The sequence below is a fragment of the Clostridium uliginosum genome, assembly GCF_900112485.1.
GTDB classification, from domain to species: Bacteria; Bacillota; Clostridia; order Clostridiales; family Clostridiaceae; genus Clostridium; species Clostridium uliginosum.
Genome location: NZ_FOMG01000002.1, coordinates 87727 through 107233 on the forward strand (window position 1 = coordinate 87727; position 19507 = coordinate 107233).

Sequence of the window (19507 nt, forward strand, 5' to 3'; positions counted from 1 at the left end):
TAATTATTATTTAAGCTAATAATTTATATTTTCTACATTTATATATTACTATATTTATACTATATTCGTCTAGTATATTGTGTATTCGTCAATTCTTAATATTTTCTTCTGTATATCACAAAATAATACTATCGTAATATAATCTATCATTTTTTAATTTTTCTTTTTGTTTCTTGTAGTATTTACACTAAGTTCTGCTGATTTATCCTGATAAGTTGTATGAAGCAATTTTTGTGCCTTTTCACCATCAGGATCACCCATATAATTCTTATACATATTTTGAAGATTCTCATTTTTATCTGAAATTCTTATTTCTGATGATTTATCAATATCTTTTAAAACATCAGACCTTAATTTTATATAATTTTCATCCAATGACTTACCTGTAGCTTTATCATAATATATCATTTTTATAGCATTGGCTCTACAAATTTTGCTACATAATGTGCAACCAACACATTTTTCCTTATTATTTTCCGCCCTTCCTCTTACGTTATACTCTATAGCTCCAACCGGACAATTTTCTATGCAAGTACCACATGCTATACATAACTTTTCATTAATTTCAGATTTTTTCTGTATTCTTGGAGTTCCTCCTCCATTTATACAACCTCCTAAGCAAGCCATAACCTCAATGAATACATATTCTTTCCACTTATCACTCTTTAAAAATTTATCAATCTCACTTAATCCACTTACAATTGCAACTTTTTTCTCTTGTCCACCTAAATTAACAGTTGATTCTTTTATATCATGATATCCTTCTATTGTATTAAATTCGATAGATTCAATTTTTGATACATCACCTTTTAAGTAATAAGTTACTGTTCTAAGTGTTGCCTGCATAACTCCTCCGCTTGAACCAAAAATCACTGCTGCTCCAGTATAATCTCCCATAAACGAATCTGATTTTTCATCTGGTATAGCAGTTATATCTATCCCCTTCTCTTTTAAAAGCTCTGCATATTCTCTAACAGTCAAAACAACATCAATATCTCTATATCCATCTCTTCCCATTTCATCTCTTTTAGCCTCATATTTTTTAGCAGTACATGGTTTTATTGATAAAGTAAATATATTGCTAGGTAAAACATTATACGTATCAGCAAAATATGTTTTTATTGAAGCTCCCATCATCTGTTGTGGAGACTTTGATGTTGAGATATTTTTTAATATTTCTGGATGAAAAAGTTCAGCATATCTTACCCATGCTGGACAGCAAGATGTAAACATAGGTAAATTTTCTTGACTAGAAATCCTTTTTATAAGCTCAGTACCTTCTTCTAAAACTGTCATATCAGCTCCAAAATCTGTATCAAAAACATGTTGAAATCCTAACTTTTTAGCAGATGGCGCTATCTTTCCTGCTACATTTGTTCCTATTGGAAGATTGAATTCTTCTCCCAAAGTTGCTTTTAATGCTGGTGCCGCCGTTGCAATTAAATACTTTCCACTATTTAATGCTTCTTTGACTAATGCCACATCATTTCTAACGTTAATAGCTGTTGTTGGGCATATAAGCGTGCACTGCCCACAATATATACATCCACTTCCTCCAAAAGTTCCTTGTTTGGGATCCACAGTTCGTTTACCATTATCAACTGCCTTTAATACTGATATTCCAGTTCTTTCAGCACATGTAAAAGCACATCCTGTACATCCAATACATTTTTTCTTATTTATTTGTATAATATTATCTTGTTGAATTCTACTAATTTTTCTTGATTTACTCATATCAATACCCCTTAATTATTAATATACTTATAGATACCTCTCAATTAAGCTTATTATTACTTTTCTCATAAAATGCATTTAATAGTATTTTTTTACTACAAGGCTCTTTTTTGAATATTAGGCATCTCCAAATAAATAACTAATCAGTCTTCTTAAATTTAATGTATCGTTTTAGCCTTAACTATAATAAAATACATTAATCAGTAATAAATATTTGAGGTGAAAAAATGAATCCTTTATTAAATATGTTGTTCAGTGCTCTTTTTTCTAACAGTGGTATGGGAGGCATGATGAATTCTAATCAAATGATGAATAACCCATTAATGAATATGATGAATGGAAATAATAATTCTAATCAAATGATGGGTAACCCTTTAATGAATTTGCTTATGGGTGGTATGAATCCTAATATGAATCAAAATAATAATATGAATGGCAATCCTTTAATGAATATGTTAATGGGTAATCAAAATAACAATGGTGCTTCACAAAATAATAATATGAATGGCATGGGTGGTATGAATCGAAATAATAATATGAATAACATGAATGGAATCAACCCACTTTTGAGTATGTTAATGGGTAATCAAAATAACATGGGAAATATGAATAATATGAATACTAATAAACACTCCCATTCAAAAAGATAATTGAAATGCCAATAGGAGCCTTAATTTTTAAAGCTCCTATTGAATATGCCTAATATAAATTTACATATATTATTCTATATCTAATATTGTTCCTGTTCTATTAATAAATGAACCTTTACACTCTTCATTAAATATATTAACAGCTTTTTCTCCAGTGCAATGAGACAAGCCTAATATAGTTACATCTGAATTATTTAAATGTTCAACTGATTTTCTTATTCTCTCATCACATGCTTCTATAAGATGTGTGCCACCGATTATTCCTACTATTTTTTCTTTAGTTCTATCCTTAATAGTATTTACCATATTTAAAAATCCAGGATGTGCACATCCAAGTAAAATAACTAGTCCTTTTTTTGTTTTAAGACCTAAGGCAATTTCATCATCAAATGTATCAATTATATAATTGTCATCAAGTTTGAGTTTCATATTTTCATTTACTTTTTCAAAATCATAATACTTATTAAAATTAGAAAAAACAAAAACATTATCAGTTAATTTTAGAATATCAGTTTGCACAAAATTTATAGAAATATTTTTATCCTCTATATACTCTTTATTAAAATCTGTTCCTATATATTTATAACCCACTTCTTCTGAAAAATCTGATTTCAGTTTACCATCAGAATAATGATACTTATCACTTCTTTCAAAAAAATGCTCACTTACTATAAATTTAGGTTTTACATTACAGGTTTCTAAAAATTTTCTTACTCCACCACAATGATCATAATGAGCATGACTTAAAATTAAAATATCAGTGTTTTTAATATCTACATTTAATTTTTGAGCATTTTCAATAAAATCTCCTGTTTTTCCTGTATCAAATAAAATATTACATTCTTCTGTCTCAATAAACATAGAAAGACCATGCTCATATTTTAATTTTTCATTTTTATCCTGTGTATTTTCTATTAAAGTTGTTATTCTCATTTTAATATACCTCCAATCTACATTTTAGCCGCAAATTCCTTTAAAATTGCTGCTGTAGAATCAAGCTGTTGAACTGTTGCTGTAATTTCCTCAAGTCCTGAGGCTTGGCTATCTAATAATGAATTTGAAGCATTAAACCTCTCAAAAATTTCATTTATTGAATTTTGCATATTATTTAATATTTCACTTACTTGATTTATAGACTCTTTACTTGATTGAGAAAGTTTTCTAATTTCATTTGATACTACACTAAATCCCTTTCCATATTCTCCAGCCCTAGCTGATTCTATAGCTGCATTTAATCCAAGCAAATTCGTTTGCTTAGCAATACTTTCAATAAAATTTAATACACCATCAGTTTTGTTAGAGCTTTCATTTGTTATTTCAATAAATTTTTGAATATCTGAGTTTGTTTCAGATATTTTTTGAATTCCAGAAGCCATATCAAATAAATTAGTACTTATTTGTGATATTGACTCTGATAATGAATTTGACATATTAGATATTTTTTCTTTTTTAGCTAAACTCATACCTATTACCATAGTCCCAACTATTTCATTATTTACAAAAACCGGAACTGCCATTGTTTTTAAAGGTACTCCAAATACATCTTCAGGTACTATAAGAGATATTGCTTTCTTTGCTTTTAAGCACACATCTGCTGCACAACCACTAGGTATTTTATCACCTGTTCTTGATGCCATTTTCAAATTTTCACTATCTTGTACTAAAAGAAAATTTTTGGTATTAGATATTGTAAATATCAATTCTTCATCAAAATAATGCTTAAAATATGGGATTAAATTATAAAAAGATTTAATTAATTCATTTTCGTTTACTTCAGTTATCATTAGATTTTCCTCCTAAGGATTTATTTTCATTAAATATTTGCATTTTATATATAGGCTCAAGTTTTCCTTTAGCTATACTCTCTCATTTAAATTCTATCCCCTACTCAATAGAATTTGGTATCAAATTCATAAGAGATGTGAATTATAATACATATTTATTACTAAGATATTGAACCTAATACTTCTTGAATTCTTTTCTTTGTCCTTTCATCTATTTCTCTATAAGTTGTAAATTCAGAATTTTCTAAAGTAATATTAGACTTAGGCATTCTTGATGATTCCTACCTACACCTTCTGAATTGTTCGCTTATTTAAGTTTTCGCATTAAAATTAGAACACTTAAGTAAAATTTTAGTTTATGTTGTATATTTTTCTATATTAATCTCATTCTTTAACATAAAAACAAAATGCGTCAGCTTAAGAAATTTTAAATTTCCCTACAAACGCATTAAATCAACAAAGCTTGGAATTATTATTGATGTAGATCAATCTTAGTGGTTATTCTCACAAAATATACTGCACTAATTTTAATATTATTGTAACCCGCAATTTTACTATAATTATTATCCATAACATATGGCATTAAAATTACAGGTACAAGCGTAATTATTAACATTATCTTTATTAATTTTCTCTTTTTTAATTTTCGTTCGCTAGTATTGTTATTATCAACAAGATACATATCTGCATCTTTACAATACTTCCTTTTTTCTCTAAATATAATTCCCCCCCTTTTGAATTCTACCATATTTTATGTTTTTTATATTAAACTTCAAAATTTGAAATGCCTACTTTAAGGGTTATTTCTTATACCATAAAATAGGATTCCTGAGGTTCAATTTAAATAAATAAAAGAAAATAGAATTTGAAATATACAAAGCATACTTCAAATTCTATATATACATATTATAATAGAATATCTATTGCATTCATGCAGATGGAATACCATGCAACAAGCGCTGCACTTGTAAATACACCGGTATAAATATTTGCTGTTTTCTTGTAAAAATACGTTGATATCATACTTGCAAATGCCATAAGAGGAATTAACTGCCACTCAGAAATTGCCAACATAAGTGAAACGGCGTCACCCCATTTGACTGCACCTGTTTGAAACAAGGTAATGTATTGGATCAGGTTAAGTACTATGAGACCCCCTACTGCAATTAAAGCATTTGCCAAGTATGGAATAATTGCCTTTTTCCCAGTAAACTCCTTCATTTTAAACCAACTGTTTGCAAGCATTGAAAAAACAAAGAAAAATATTAATGAAGGTATTAAATAAACCAGAAAAATTTTAAAGTGAACAAAATCCATTGGGTGTAACATTACAACAATAAACCTATAATCTAGGTGACATATATTATATACTATATAAAGCAGAATATATGGAATACCTAGTGTGATAATTGCAAGTAGCAATGATTTTCCGATATATCCCCATTTGAATTGAGGATTTTCATTACTTGTTGAAAGACCATATGCTATAACATTTTTATCATCTGCTGATTTAGCAGTGGCAAAATGCCAAATCAAGAACAGTACAAGGAAAATTATTGCACAGCCTACAGCCCATGTAAAAGTAATGTTAGAATACACTATGGGCAGCAGTTTAGATGGTACTATTTTTGAGCCAATATTACCGAATTTTAAGAATGTTAATCCAGGTATTGCTGCAATAACAACTGCAGCTATCCACCAATATATTCCTTTAAGTCCAGAGCTCTTTGATGGAGCTTGTACAAGTGTGCTAAAATATTTCGTCTTTAAAAGCAGAGAAGCTACGGCGAAAATTCCAATTCCAAAACCTACCAATGTTAGCAAAGTACCAAATTGATGCCATTTCCATATCTGATTGTATGGATCAATAGGATTAGGTGCAGGAGATGATTTCTCCAAGAAGCTTATTGTTTGAGCAATAGGCTGAGTGTTGAAAAGATCTCCTGGATGCGTATTGCTAGGCATAAACCACTGTCTTACAGTTCCATCTTTAAAAGAACCATAAACCTTGTCTACAACTACAGGGTCTTCGGTATTAAATACCTTCTTCATATTTGGGCTGTCTTTGGCTTCTGGAATCGTTTTAGCACCATTAATGAAAAAATGAGCGCTCTCATCATACTTACTTAATAAAACTCCGACATTACATTTAGAAGTAATATCAAACATTGGGCAATATCCTAATAGCATCATTGCTTTTACTTTATCAGGATTAGTTGCCTCTGCTACTTGACAGTTAAATGCTCCAAGTGAATGTCCTATAAGTGATATGTTTTCTTTATCAACAAAAGGCATATTATAAAGGGCCATTAAATCGTAATTTACTCCACCAGAAGCTCCTGGTTGTTGCATCATTGCACCATCTTCTGCTGCACGTTCAGAATACCCATGTCCAGACAAATCAGGTGCAAGAACAACATATCCTCTTCGCGCAAGCTCTAAAGCGTATTCAGTCATATGCTCTTTCGCATTAACATATCCGTGAACAGCAATAACCGCAGGTGCAGGAGTTTTATTGGTTGCAGTGTTCGGTACAAATAAAAGAGCACTTAAAGTTTTACCATCCTCTGAAGCAATTTTTATATTTTTAATACTTACCTTTCCTCCGACGGTCTGTACTCCAAATCCTATACATACCCCGAGGAGTGTGATAATAAGTGATATAACTAATAGCCATTTGGCTTTTTTCACATTGATTCCCCCTTTTTTTTATTTTTCATAACCCCCATTCAAGCTGAAGTTTTATTTTGCTTATAGTCTGTACGTTATAGTAAATAACTTTAAAGGTAAGAAGTAATCACAAATTGTAAAATTAAGTAATATACTAATTTGTAGTTGCTACAACAGATAAATAATAAGTACTACTAGAAAATCCGAGCATGTCTCATTTGGATTGAGCCACGCTCTTGAAAACATCAAATTATCTTAGTGGTAAAAAATTTGCAGTATTTGCAGCTGTCATCAAAACTAGTAAAATGGTGTTAACCATAGCTCCAAGATAAACTTTTCCTGTTACCTTAAACAGATATCGTGAAATAGGTGCAGATACAAGAAGTAAAGGAATCAAATTCATTCCAACAAAAACGCGAAGCCAAGAGCTACCACCCTCTCCTCTAAACAGAGTTACTCCAGTAGCAAAAACATATCCATACTGCAATGCTGTCATTATTATTACTGGAAGTGCAGTCACAACTGCACAAAGCAGGATGTTTTTCCATTCCTTTTTACCCTCAATGCGGTATGATCCATTAATAGTAAGAGAACTTGCAAAGTAAAATACAAAAAACAGAGGCATGTATTGCAATGCAACCCATAATTTAGTTGAGCTAAATGTTTTAAACGCAATGTTCCATAGCCTGAAGTCAGTATGGAAAATATAATTAGCAGCAATAACTAGTTGGTAAACAAAGAAAACGCTGGTTACCGCTAACAACAAATATTTGAGTACTTCTTTAACATTAGTCTTTAACCCCCACATTTCACTGCTTATACCGTTCTTTTTTCCGTGAATTTTATAATTAATTATGAAAAGAGCAATAATAATCAATCCAGTAAAACAAGCCCATATCATAATAAAGTTCTCAGCATTGAGAGGAAAAGCTTTACTTGGGGCAAACTTAGCAGGATCTGGCATAAGTATTTTGTCTAAGTTTCCAATAGGAAGAAATGCTATCGTACTTATTGCCGTAGAAATCAATATTGATCCCCAGAAAATCAATTTGCTCTTACCATTGGCCAATGCTGGAAGTGCTTTCGGCTCAGGATGTTTAAGAGACTCAAACACAGGAACTTTAAGCAACAGCTGTGTTAAAGGGAAGATGAAAAGGAACACACCAATCATTCCAATAAAATTAAATATTTCTTTCCACAACCAAACTTGGTTTGATACAGGAATAGGATTGTTGATTTGAAAAGCGTTAGTGAAAAAAGTAACTATATCACCTGCTGTACTTGTGGAAAATGTATTAAAACCATGAATTTCTTTGGGATTAAACATCATTCTTAGAGTTCCTTTGGAAGCATCCCCATATTGCTTGCCAACCTCAATAGCTGAAACCTGGTTGTCTTTAGGAAGAACTGAATTAACTATAGCCAATGATTCAGCAGTATTTGTCAAGTCGCCTTTGCCAGCTTCAAAACTCCAAGCATTTTCATCATAATAGCCACTTAAAACTCCAAAGTTAATATAAGTATCTTTCATCATACCCATATTAAACTCTTTCTGCCCAAGGAATCCCATAGGTAATGCTGCAGCCACCTTATTAAGGCTTAGTGCATGTACCCTTTCAGCTTCAGTAATAGTAGTACCACCATCCGTATCATTGCCTTTGGCATCTTCTAATGCTTTACTGACCAAGGTGCCGTAGTGATGCATTGTCATCCAGGTGGCAAAACCGCCCATGGAATGTCCACTAATGCCGATCTTTGATTTGTCGATATAATCAAGACTAGTATTGTTATAGCAGAATTCTACCATTGGAATCATTCCCTGATCACATTCAGTCTTATTATCCAACACTGCAGAATCGGATGAACTTGAGTCACCATGGTAATATGCATCCATTGCTAATACAGCTATACCTCTTCGCGATAATTCAATGGCCCCACTGTCCTGCATCTCTTTACTATTGTATAATCCATGTTCAATTATTACCAATGGAACCTTGTTCCCAGCTGTGGCAGATGTAGGTTTAAAAATATTAGCTGTAATCCATTTGCCACTTTCAGTCGGAATCTTAATACTTTGTATCTCTACCTTACCACCTCCAGTTTGTAAAATTGATGCTCCGATGCAACTGAACAACACTAAAATTAATGAAATGCTTAACAGTCTTATCGTCCAATTTGTTTTTTTGCTATGTTTTGTTTCGCTCTCTAGAGTTGCCATATTAATACCCTCCTTTTTTATTTTGCTTAAACCAATTCAGTTCATAATAAAATGGCTAGTGGAGAGTTCATTAGTTTAATTCCCCAATTTTCGTGCCACTATATATACTGTTTGACATTTAATATTATGCTATAAATATAGTTGTAAATATTCTCCATTGGGGCACACCTGCTTTCAGCTACAACCTTGAAATATTAGTAAACCTTTACAGGATTTTTGTTAAATATATCTTATTTTCTACCTATGGAGAAAACAAGACCTTAACATTTTATATTATTATTCTATATGACCTTCCAATGGAGCACTCATATTTTCAAGATAATTTTAACCCTTGAACTACTTAGGCAAATACTGTCCCCCATCCGTACCAATGATTTGGCCGGTTAGATGTCTTCCTGATACATCTGAAGCAAGATATAGCGTTGCCCACGCATGATCCCATATTGCTCCATTTTGTTTTAGTGGATTCTGAGATGCTAAATAAGCGTCAATATCCTTAAACTTTTCGGGGTCTTCCATAAACCCGTGAAAGCAAGAACTTTTGCTTATTTTACTTTTGTCTTCAGGTGATGTAGCTCCAGGAGCAACTATATTCATCCTAATACCATATTTGCCTACATCCATTGCAATTGTTTGCGCCAAATGAATTAATCCAGCTTTCAATGCACCATATACAGGTTCCATAGAAGCATGCATACGTCCCATAGTAGAACCGCAATTTACAAAGTTTCCATGTCCCTGTTTTATCATAATTGGAAGTATATAATGCCAAGCATTCATTTCAGCTTTAAGGTTAACTTCATATATCTTATCCCATAATCCTCTGTCTAACTCAAAAAAATTGCCAAAAACATCATATGCAATTCCATGATACACTATATCAAGATCACCGAAAGTCAGAGCATAATCTGCCGCAGCTTTTGTTTCTTCATAGCTGGTAGCATCGCATTTTATTACATTAGCTCTCATTGCACCATATTTTAATGCCTCTTTGGCAACTTTTTCTCCAGTTTCGGTATCACGGCAAGCAATTGTAATAGCTGCGCCCTCCATACCAAAGGCACATGAAACTGCTCTTCCAACATTAGAGTGACCCCCATACAACAGTACGTTTTTCCCTTTAAGTTTTAAATCCATACTTTTTACCCCCTTAATTAATTTTTGATCTGTTAAATTATATGAACAGTGCTCTTCTCAACTCTAGAAAATATAATAACTTAGCTAACAACCAAGTTTCCATCAGGTTTTACTGTTTATGTAGCTTGTACTAGTGTTGCTGTTCCTGCCATTCCTTTTTTAAGATTACCTCCAGCTGCTTCAAATACTATGTCTGCACCTATTACTCCATAACCTATAACAGAAGTTATTGGCTTAAGAAACAGTATCGGTATCTCTGGAATAGGAAAGCCAAGTCCCCTTTATTTATTTTATTTTCATTTAACATCATTTACGTTGTATAAAAAATTAAATATAAATAAAAAGTAATTGATTACAATGTGATACCTGCATCTATAAAACTATGGAATGTGCTGCAAAAAAGGTAATAGACATTAGAATTAACCATGTTCATTGAGTACTTAGTTAATAGATGTGGCTGTTTGATTGCTTTACTGATATTAACAAAGACAATTTCTATTCAACGGCATGCAAATATTATTGATGATTTTTTATTAAGGATCTTATACAACACAAATGTTTAGCTACTTTGTTCACCACCTTTATTATTTAAATTATAAAACAAAAGTTTGATTAATTATAAATTTATTATTGCGTATTGTTTTGTTTTTGTCAATAGCTTTATTTTTATATTAGTATTTTAATATTTGATAACTACAAGACTTGATTAACAATAGTAAAATGATACTTTATATTCAAATATGTCGCTTCAAATGAGGCTTTTTGATGGATCATCAGACTTTTACACTCTTAGTGACGTGGTGATGAACATTTATACTCTGAATATTCCTAGCTACAACTTATGTGTGATTCTTTGAATGTTCTCAGGTTCATAAAATATGTACTTTTCCTATCTGTAACAGCAAATATGCAGTTATAAGAAAAAAGCATCTTGACGGAAGTTATACTTTGCTTTTAAAAAGCAATAAATGAACCATAATACTAGTAATTACAAGACATTGAGAGTAAAATAGATTTTAGAAGTCATTAGTATTTCTGAAAAGATTCTGCTATTAAAAGGAGGAATGCGGTCATCTATGAGTAAAATACCTGTTATAGATGCAATAACTTCTCAAGAAGATATTGAAAAGATTAGAAACATTCTACATAAAAAGCCCCGTAATCTTCTTCTCTTTGAATTGGGAATTAGTTCAGGGCTTCAAATTACTCATCTTCTTCAGCTTCATGTATTTGATTTATCTGAATATAAATCAAACACGAATATAAATGTTTGTATAGGAAATAGCTATTATAATTTTGTCTTAAATGATCATATTATTAATGCTTTTGTTCGTTATCTTGATGAAATTCAACCTATGCCGAATGACTATATCTTTAAATCTAGAAATGGAGACCATCCACTCGACCTGTCTTCGGTTTCCAATATGGTTAAGTCATGGTTCATAAAGGCAGAATTGCAAGGCCACTTTGGAAGTCAGTCTTTACGTAAAACATGGCAGTATTTTAAAAAGCAAAACAATCAAGAAGATAATGAAGATGATATTGATTTAGAATTGAACATCCTCCCACCTATTGAAAGGCAAACTGTACAAAAACAAATATGGGACAGATTGTATGAGGGCATAATTACGGGAAAAATTCCCCCTGGAACGGAACTAAAAACAATAGAACTGTCAAAACAATTTAACGTTAGTCTCACCCCAGTAAGAATGGCGTTAACATGGCTTCAAGTACAAGGACTTGTTACAGCTCCAAAGAAGAAGGCGTGTGTTGTAAAGAAACTTACTTATGAAGGAGTTATAGAAATATTTACAATCAGGTCTGTATTAGAACCCTTGGCATTTAAGAATGCCTGGCAACATTTTCGTCAAGCAACTATCTCTAAGTTAGAGAATCTTATAAAGAAATGTGAAAATTCAAATGATTGGGCTACTTATCAGCAAGTTCATAAACAAATTCATTTGACATTGTACCGTGATTCACATATGCCGCTTCTTTTAGAATATATTAATAATCTGCTTGACAAAACTAATGCACTGTATATTAATTACTATTCAAGTCTTAAGGATAGTGAAAATAAAGAAATTCTCAATAATAATCTTAGTAAACATAAAGAAATTCTTAAACATATTAATAAAAATAATTTTGATCAAGCTATTGAAATAATAAAGAAAGATATTTTGGAAGGGCAAGATAGAATCATCCAGTATTTTTTAATGGTTTATGATAAAAAGCATACAAAGTAAGGTTATAAAATATTTATATAAACTAAGCAATCCTCCTATGGTAGAATAGTAAAACCATAGGAGGATTTTTTTGAATAATTATACGAAATCTTAACTTAGTATATTTTATTATATCTATTGATCATTGAAATTACTTTACACCTCAGATTGAAAATATCATATATTTACATATTGTATTTTAAAATACTATATCATATCTTACTGATATCCTGCAAAATATTGGCATTTCCAACTTTGCCGACCATTCTACAATTAAGTAATATCAATATTTAATGATTAATTACAATTATTAAAATTACCTTTTAGTCTATGCAATTATGCCTTTTATAAAAAATTAAAATAATATAAAAAGTCTAAAGTAGAAATTTATTTAAAATATATTTTCTACTTTAGGCTAAAATTTTTGATGTTTTTATATCCATTAAAATACGTAACTTGTACCTGTAGATATTTTATCTTCTATTCCTATAAATTTCACTTTATTTTTATAACTAACCTTTTACTACTATTAACATCATTTTAAATTTTTCTGTTGCTTCTAATGCATGAGGAATATTAGCAGGCATAACTATAAAGTTTCCTTCTGTAACAATTACTGGCTCATTATCTCCAATTGTTATAGTAACTTCCCCTTCTGACACATAAACTAATGCATCTCCCGGTGCTGAATGTGAACTTATTTCCTCTCCTTTATCAAATGAAAATAAAGTTATACCTACATTTTGTGTTTGGACTAATGTTTTGCTAACTACTTGTCCTTCAGCATAATTCACATCTTCTTTAAGTGCTAACACCTTTGCAAATTCTATATTCTTGAAAAATTTTCCATTCATTATATTTTCCTCCTAAAATTTATTATTTGTTCTTAAAATTTATTTTTACTTAACTTATGATCTTATTATAGCTTTATTGATTTTAATAAAATGTGATTTAAATCAAAACTCTAATTAAAATTTATTTTTTATCTATTATGTTGATATTATCATCACTTAAGATATATTTATAACACACTAAAAAGCTCTGTATAATAAAAATAAAGCTCATCATCACTAAATAGTGTAATAACGAGCTTTTGTTTTAAATATATATATTCTATTAAAATCTGCATCTATTTAATTATGGTATGATGAATTAGTACTGTAGAATCTTAATTAGATCTTAAATATAATCTTTTAAGCCTTCTTCATCTAAAATTATAATATTCTTTGTTCCTACTATTTTTATTAATTTCTCATCTTCAAACTTTTTTAATTTTCTACTTATAGTTTCCCTTGTTACTCCAATAAAACTCGCCATATCTTCTCTTGATAGAGGTAATTTTATAGATATGTTTTTTTCTATTGACTCTCCATATCTTTCTATTAAATCTGTTAGTAAATAAGCCATTCTTGAATCCACATCATTAGTTGCAAGATTCTGCACAAGATTTTCTACTTTTGCTAATCTTTCTCCTACAGTTTCTAATACTTTTATTCCAATCTCTGGCTTTCTCATAATTATATCTTTCATTTCATCTTTAGTAAGAGTACATATCTTAGAATTTACTATTGCTTTTGAATTAAATCCATACTTAGAAGGTTTTATCAAATCTAATTCTCCAAAAAAATCTCCTTCTGAAAGTACATGCAATATCTGCTCCTTACCATCTTTAGTATACTTATATAATTTTATCTTTCCTTCATTTATAAAATAAAGCGTATTGGCTACATTTCCTTCAGTAAAAATAACATCTCCTTTACTATATTCCTTATGCTTAATAGTTTTTACAATCTCTATTAACTCTTCATTATTTAAATTTTCAAATATCGGAACCTTGCTTGCACAAAGTTCTCCCCTACAATTATTACAGCAATTGCTACAATGATTACTCATAACATCACTCTCCCTTGTATTTATATATCTTTTTCTTATATTAACAATTTATTCAGATAATAGAGCTTTTTCACCTAATATTAGGTACATTAAAAAAATAATAGATCAGTATACTTGTCTATTATTTTCTTTCATGTTCCTTATAATAAAAAATACTCAAAGGATAAATTTAATTATCCCTTGAGTATGTAAGGCAGATTCAAAAAAGTAACAGACCAGTATGCTTGTCTATTTTGTGGCATACTGCATTAGTAAGTTTCACTAATAGCCCGCTATAAGCAAAACTTACCGCCTTGTCTGACACCAAATATACGTCGTATCTTTGGTCTGTTATTTTCTTTCATATGCCTAATATTATTTAAATATTAGCTTTCCATAAACATCTTCATATCATCTTCTACAGTAGTAATTCCACCAATTCCAAAGTTATCTATTAATACTTTAGCAACATTTGGTGAAAGGAATGCTGGAAGTGTTGGTCCTAAGTGAATATTTTTAACACCTAAATGTAATAATGATAATAATACTATTACAGCTTTTTGTTCATACCAAGCTATGTTGTATGATATAGGTAATTTGTTTATATCATCTAACCCAAATACTTCTTGAAGTTTTAGTGCTATAACAACTAATGAATATGAATCATTACATTGTCCTGCATCTAATACTCTTGGAATTCCTCCAATATCACCTAAGTTTAATTTATTATATTTGTATTTAGCACAACCTGCAGTTAATATAACTGTATCTTTTGGTAACTTTTCTGCAAAATCAGTATAATAATTTCTTGATTTAGCTCTTCCATCGCAACCAGCCATTACAAAGAATCTCTTTATAGCACCAGCTTTAACAGCATCTACAACTTTGTCTGCAAGAGCTAAAACTTGGTTATGAGCAAATCCACCAACTATTTGTCCTTTTTCTATTTCTGTAGGTGCACTACATTTTTTAGCCATTTTTATAATTTCAGAGAAATCTTTTGTTCCTTTAGAATCAGCTTCTATATGAGGACATCCTGGCATTCCAGTAGCACCTGTTGTAAATAATCTATTCTTATAAGAATCTTTTGGTATAACTATACAGTTTGTAGTCATAAGTATTGGTCCATTAAACTTTTCAAATTCTTCTTTTTGTTTCCACCATGCATTTCCATAGTTTCCTGAAAAATGTTCATATTTCTTAAATTTCGGATAATATTGTCCAGCAAGCATTTCTCCATGAGTATATACATCTACTCCAGTTCCTTCTGTTTGCTCAAGTAGTATTTCTAAGTCTTTTAAATCATGCCCTGAAATTAATATTCCTGGATTAGTTCTAACTCCAATATCTACAGTTGTTATTTCAGGATGTCCATAGCTTTCAGTATTAGCTTTATCAAGTAATGCCATACCGTCTACACCAAATTTACCAGCTTCTAATGATAATGCAACTAAGTCATCAACAGTTAGACTATCATCTATTGTAGCTGCTAATGCTTTTGCCATAAATTTATGAACTTCTTCATTGTTATATTTTAAGTTCATAGCATGCTTCATATAAGCAGATAATCCTTTTAATCCATAAGTGATAAGCTCTCTTAAGCTTCTTATATCTTCATTTTCAGTTGAAAGTACTCCTACTTTTTCAGCCTTTGCATCAAATTCTATTGTATTATCAGCAGTCCAAACAGCTGCCTCTGGCATTATCATTTCTGAAGTTTGCATTCCAAGCATTTTTTTGAAAAAACCACCATTTACTTTCACTTCTCCAACTTGACCACCAGCTTTAACAACTTTAACTTTTAAGATTTCTCTTAATTTTAAAGTTTCTCTTACTCTATCTAAAATGGAATCTCTATCGAAATTAGCATTTGTAATTGTTGTAAATAAATTTTCTGTTATGTATTTATCAACTTTACTATCTGTAACTCCAACTTTTCTTCCTTCGTTACTTACTATAGCTAGTCCTTTAGTTACATATATTAATAAATCTTGAGCCTTTGCTACATGTTCATCTTTACCACAAACACCTTTTACAGTACAGCCTTTACATCCAGCAGTTTCTTGACATTGATAACAAAACATTGACATATTATGTCCCCCTATTTCTTTTTTTATATTTTAATATATAAGTTTCAAAAGCATTCTACATTTTCATTGTTTATAAGAAATTAGATATAGAATATTAATTAACACCTATATGAATTTATAATTTATTGTTATTATTTTGTCTCTTCGACAATTTAAAGTTTACTATAATCTTTTCTTTATTTCTGTAACATACGTTACTAATTTAAAATTAATAATTTATTATGGTTATTTAATTATTCTGGCTTTTTTCCAAGTGCAGCAAGGTATACTACAAATTCTTCATCTCCATCTAGTTGTAAAATCTACTATTAGATATTACAGATTATCAGTTGAGTTGTAATGTATTCCGCACCAATATACGCAATCTTTCTTTATTACCTTTGATCCTAACTCAACTCCATCTAATGCCCATTTCTTATATTCTTCAAAGCCAACTCTATCGATTATATATCCTATGTGTTCTTTTCTAGCTGGAGCTTCTGGATCTATATATTTTTCTGCAAATTTATATGTGTTTAAAATTATCTTTGTAATGCTTTCTTCATCAGCCCAGATTAGAAAATCTTGTGCAAGTCTTGGATTTTTCTTACCTGTTCTGCCCATTATAACTAGCTTATAATATTTTTCATTACTTCTAGTCCATGCTCTTGTTGGACATTTAGTGACACAAACACCACAACCTACACATTTTTCTGTATTTCTTACCACTTTGTAATTTTCAAAAGATAAAGCCCCTACAGATAATTTTTTACAAGCCTTAACACAAGCTCCGCAGCTTATACAACGATCCGCTTCATATTGAGGTTCTGTCATACCTATTATTCCAAAGTCCTGCATTCTTGCCTTTGCACAGTCATTAGAGCAGCCAGTAAGAGCAATCTTAACATGTAAGTCATTTGGGAAAATAGCTTTATCTATTCTTTTTGCAAATTCTGCAGTATTATAATTTGCAAAAGGACAAACGTTATTACCAATACATGCTGAAACATTTCTTGTACCTGAAGATTCATATCCGTTTTCAGTATCTACTTGGTTTATTTCTAATCCTTCTATAATAGGTTTCAAAAGAACTTTTACAGCTTCCATGTCCTCATATTTTATGCCTTCAATTTCAAAACCCTGTCTTGAAGTTAAATGAACGATGCCATTACCGTATTTTTCTGATATTTCTTGCACCATTCCTAAAATTTCAGATTTTAAATATCCACCTGGAACTCTGATTCTTGAAGCACCAATACCTCTAACCTTAGAAACTCTAAAGGCATTTTTTTTAAGTTTCTTTGTATTTATATCCATTACTACCCCTCCTAATCTATTAATTGTTTTCCTTTAGTGTAATTAAATACTGGACCATCTAAGCAGATATATGTGTCATCCATTTTGCAATGTCCACATTTACCAAGACCACAGCACATTTTTCTTTCTTGAGAAATCCAAATATTTTCTTCTGGAACTCCTCTTTTTAATATTTCTGCTACTGTAAATTTCATCATTATAGGAGGTCCAACAACTACAAATGCTGTATTTTTAACATCCTTAATTTCTAGTCCTGGAATAAAAGTAGTAACTAATCCAATTTTGCCTTCATAGCCTTCTTCAGCTTTGTCGACTGTTAAAATTAAATTTATATTTTTTTCCCACTCTTTTAAATCGGCTTTAAATAAAACATCATTAGGTGATTTAAATCCACAAATTAAATTAAATTTTTCACACTTATCACTGTTATTTGCAAAATAATCTACTACACCTCTAACTGGTGAAAGTCCTGTTCCTCCAGCAACTACTGTAACTTCTTTGCCTTCATAATCTTTTACATCAAAGCCATTACCATACGGTCCTCTCAAAAATAACTTATCTCCAACATAATTAGTAAATATTTCATTAGTAACTTTTCCAACTTTACGTATTGTTAAATCTACAGTACCTTCACCAATACCACTTACTGAAATAGGCGCTTCACCAAATTTAGGCAGTGAAACCTCAAAAAATTGACCCGGTTTAACTTGTCCTTCATAAATCATTCGAAAAGTATATTCTATATCAGTATGTTTAATAACTTCTTTTATTTCTGATAAAAATGGGATATATTCATTCTTCATTTATTCCACCTCATTCATAGCATTTTCAAGTTTATTTATACAATTTGAAAAAGATATATATTCAGGACAAACATCATCACAACGTCCACATCCTACACACATATGATATCCAAAACGTTTTTTATAATCATAAACTTTATGCATAACTTTAAATCTCATACGTTGACCTTGTGGTTTTCTAAATGTAATTCCACCAGCCATATCTGTATATCCATCAATTTGACATGAAGCCCAAATTTTACGACGTTCTCCAGTCTTTCCATTATCCTTATAGAAAATATCCTGCATAGTAAAGCACGTACAAGTTGGACAAACAAAATTACAACGTCCACAACCTATGCAACGGCTTGTATATTCATCCCATATCTTAGAATCTACTATTTTGGTTGATAAATTATCTGGTATATTTACATGAACTTTATTTTCTATAATAAAGTTTGGATTTACTTTTTCTTCTTTAAACTTTTCTTCTTTTATAAGATTCTCTAGCTTTTCCCATTTGCAATCTATTGATGTGAAGTCTTCATTAACTTTTATGTAAGCATCATACTCATCTGTTGTATTAGTTTTCATATCTACACAGAAACAATTATCAAATGTTTCATTACATCCCATAAGAACAAACTTCGTATTTTCTCTAAGTCTTTTATAATAAAAATCTTCTGGTCCATTATTTAAATAAATTTGATCCATACGCTTTAAAGCATGTAAATCACAACTTCTTAAGAAAATAATTGCTCCCTTTTTAGGTGCGTCTGCGGACTTTACTTCATCCTCTGTAAAATAGAATAAAGTTTGTGTAATAGGTAACAGTATTTCTTTAAATGAATAATCAGATTTTCTATCAAAAACAATTTCCTCTATTGTTGATATCTCACCATATCTGACTGTATCTGTATCTGAAAAACATCCATCGCCTTTAAAAACTTTTGGTGCATAAATTAAGTATTCTTTTGAAAGCTTATTCAAAATAGAATTTATATTTTGAGTAATTATTTGATATCCCATTTTAACACTCCTTTTTCTTT

General features: G+C 30.4%; 15 protein-coding genes. 2 read left to right on the forward strand and 13 right to left on the reverse strand.

Going from position 1 to position 19507, the window contains the following annotated elements; genetic code table 11:
- Window positions 1-153: 153 nt before the first annotated feature.
- Window positions 154-1734 carry a [FeFe] hydrogenase, group A gene (locus BM027_RS01920; RefSeq protein ID WP_090088290.1) on the reverse strand — a complete coding sequence of 527 codons (1581 nt, stop codon included), beginning with the start codon at window positions 1732-1734 and terminating at the stop codon, window positions 154-156.
- 227 nt (window positions 1735-1961) lie between these two features.
- On the opposite strand from BM027_RS01920, the gene BM027_RS01925 reads away from it, so the two are divergent.
- A complete protein-coding gene (locus tag BM027_RS01925; protein ID WP_090088292.1) occupies window positions 1962-2384 on the forward strand; it encodes a hypothetical protein in 423 nt (140 codons plus the stop codon).
- Window positions 2385-2453: 69 nt separating this feature from the next.
- Here BM027_RS01925 and BM027_RS01930 read toward each other — a convergent pair whose 3' ends face one another.
- From BM027_RS01930 to BM027_RS01955, 6 genes are all read right to left on the reverse strand, one after another.
- Window positions 2454-3317, reverse strand: a complete 864-nt coding sequence (locus tag BM027_RS01930) for an MBL fold metallo-hydrolase (RefSeq protein WP_090088293.1) — start codon at window positions 3315-3317, stop codon at window positions 2454-2456.
- 17 nt (window positions 3318-3334) lie between these two features.
- The gene (locus BM027_RS18650) at window positions 3335-4168 is read right to left on the reverse strand and encodes a methyl-accepting chemotaxis protein (protein ID WP_090088294.1); all 834 of its coding nucleotides are present in this window, start codon (window positions 4166-4168) and stop codon (window positions 3335-3337) included.
- A gap of 472 nt (window positions 4169-4640) precedes the next feature.
- Window positions 4641-4916 (reverse strand): hypothetical protein, encoded by a 276-nt coding sequence (locus BM027_RS01940; protein WP_090088296.1) that lies wholly within the window; start codon window positions 4914-4916, stop codon window positions 4641-4643.
- Between the two features lie 158 nt (window positions 4917-5074).
- Complete coding sequence (locus BM027_RS01945) at window positions 5075-6859, reverse strand: alpha/beta hydrolase (RefSeq protein WP_175559920.1); 1785 nt, start codon at window positions 6857-6859, stop codon at window positions 5075-5077.
- Window positions 6860-7088: 229 nt separating this feature from the next.
- Window positions 7089-9056, reverse strand: a complete 1968-nt coding sequence (locus tag BM027_RS01950) for an alpha/beta fold hydrolase (RefSeq protein WP_090088300.1) — start codon at window positions 9054-9056, stop codon at window positions 7089-7091.
- A 336-nt stretch (window positions 9057-9392) separates the two neighbouring features.
- Window positions 9393-10160, reverse strand: a complete 768-nt coding sequence (locus tag BM027_RS01955) for an SDR family NAD(P)-dependent oxidoreductase (RefSeq protein WP_207647592.1) — start codon at window positions 10158-10160, stop codon at window positions 9393-9395.
- Between the two features lie 1097 nt (window positions 10161-11257).
- Between BM027_RS01955 and BM027_RS01960 the strand changes: the two genes are divergently transcribed.
- Window positions 11258-12439, forward strand: a complete 1182-nt coding sequence (locus tag BM027_RS01960) for an FCD domain-containing protein (protein WP_090088303.1) — start codon at window positions 11258-11260, stop codon at window positions 12437-12439.
- A 491-nt stretch (window positions 12440-12930) separates the two neighbouring features.
- On the opposite strand, the gene BM027_RS01965 is transcribed toward BM027_RS01960, so the two are convergent.
- The 6 genes from BM027_RS01965 to asrA all read right to left on the reverse strand — a co-directional run bounded on the left by BM027_RS01965 (window position 12931) and on the right by asrA (window position 19487).
- Window positions 12931-13272 (reverse strand): cupin domain-containing protein, encoded by a 342-nt coding sequence (locus tag BM027_RS01965; RefSeq protein WP_090088305.1) that lies wholly within the window; start codon window positions 13270-13272, stop codon window positions 12931-12933.
- Window positions 13273-13597: 325 nt separating this feature from the next.
- The gene (locus BM027_RS01970; protein ID WP_090088307.1) at window positions 13598-14311 is read right to left on the reverse strand and encodes a Crp/Fnr family transcriptional regulator; all 714 of its coding nucleotides are present in this window, start codon (window positions 14309-14311) and stop codon (window positions 13598-13600) included.
- A gap of 365 nt (window positions 14312-14676) precedes the next feature.
- Window positions 14677-16380, reverse strand: coding sequence for a hydroxylamine reductase (gene hcp, locus BM027_RS01975; protein ID WP_090088309.1), 1704 nt, complete (start codon window positions 16378-16380; stop codon window positions 14677-14679).
- A 315-nt stretch (window positions 16381-16695) separates the two neighbouring features.
- Window positions 16696-17676 carry a sulfite reductase subunit C gene (gene asrC / locus BM027_RS01980; RefSeq protein WP_090088311.1) on the reverse strand — a complete coding sequence of 327 codons (981 nt, stop codon included), beginning with the start codon at window positions 17674-17676 and terminating at the stop codon, window positions 16696-16698.
- Between the two features lie 11 nt (window positions 17677-17687).
- Complete coding sequence (gene asrB / locus BM027_RS01985) at window positions 17688-18479, reverse strand: anaerobic sulfite reductase subunit AsrB (RefSeq protein WP_090088313.1); 792 nt, start codon at window positions 18477-18479, stop codon at window positions 17688-17690.
- Window positions 18480-19487, reverse strand: coding sequence for an anaerobic sulfite reductase subunit AsrA (gene asrA / locus BM027_RS01990; RefSeq protein WP_090088315.1), 1008 nt, complete (start codon window positions 19485-19487; stop codon window positions 18480-18482). It lies immediately after the preceding gene.
- Window positions 19488-19507: the final 20 nt, after the last annotated feature.

Bases quoted from the DNA above. Each gene is read 5' to 3' on its own strand.
- BM027_RS01920 (WP_090088290.1), bottom strand. From the start codon at position 1,734: ATGAGTAAATCAAGAAAAATTAGTAGAATTCAACAAGATAATATTATA.
- BM027_RS01925 (WP_090088292.1), top strand. From the start codon at position 1,962: ATGAATCCTTTATTAAATATGTTGTTCAGTGCTCTTTTTTCTAACAGT.
- BM027_RS01930 (WP_090088293.1), bottom strand. From the start codon at position 3,317: ATGAGAATAACAACTTTAATAGAAAATACACAGGATAAAAATGAAAAA.
- BM027_RS18650 (WP_090088294.1), bottom strand. From the start codon at position 4,168: ATGATAACTGAAGTAAACGAAAATGAATTAATTAAATCTTTTTATAAT.
- BM027_RS01940 (WP_090088296.1), bottom strand. From the start codon at position 4,916: ATGGTAGAATTCAAAAGGGGGGGAATTATATTTAGAGAAAAAAGGAAG.
- BM027_RS01950 (WP_090088300.1), bottom strand. From the start codon at position 9,056: ATGGCAACTCTAGAGAGCGAAACAAAACATAGCAAAAAAACAAATTGG.
- BM027_RS01960 (WP_090088303.1), top strand. From the start codon at position 11,258: ATGCGGTCATCTATGAGTAAAATACCTGTTATAGATGCAATAACTTCT.
- BM027_RS01965 (WP_090088305.1), bottom strand. From the start codon at position 13,272: ATGAATGGAAAATTTTTCAAGAATATAGAATTTGCAAAGGTGTTAGCA.
- BM027_RS01970 (WP_090088307.1), bottom strand. From the start codon at position 14,311: ATGAGTAATCATTGTAGCAATTGCTGTAATAATTGTAGGGGAGAACTT.
- hcp (WP_090088309.1), bottom strand. From the start codon at position 16,380: ATGTCAATGTTTTGTTATCAATGTCAAGAAACTGCTGGATGTAAAGGC.
- asrC (WP_090088311.1), bottom strand. From the start codon at position 17,676: ATGGATATAAATACAAAGAAACTTAAAAAAAATGCCTTTAGAGTTTCT.
- asrB (WP_090088313.1), bottom strand. From the start codon at position 18,479: ATGAAGAATGAATATATCCCATTTTTATCAGAAATAAAAGAAGTTATT.
- asrA (WP_090088315.1), bottom strand. From the start codon at position 19,487: ATGGGATATCAAATAATTACTCAAAATATAAATTCTATTTTGAATAAG.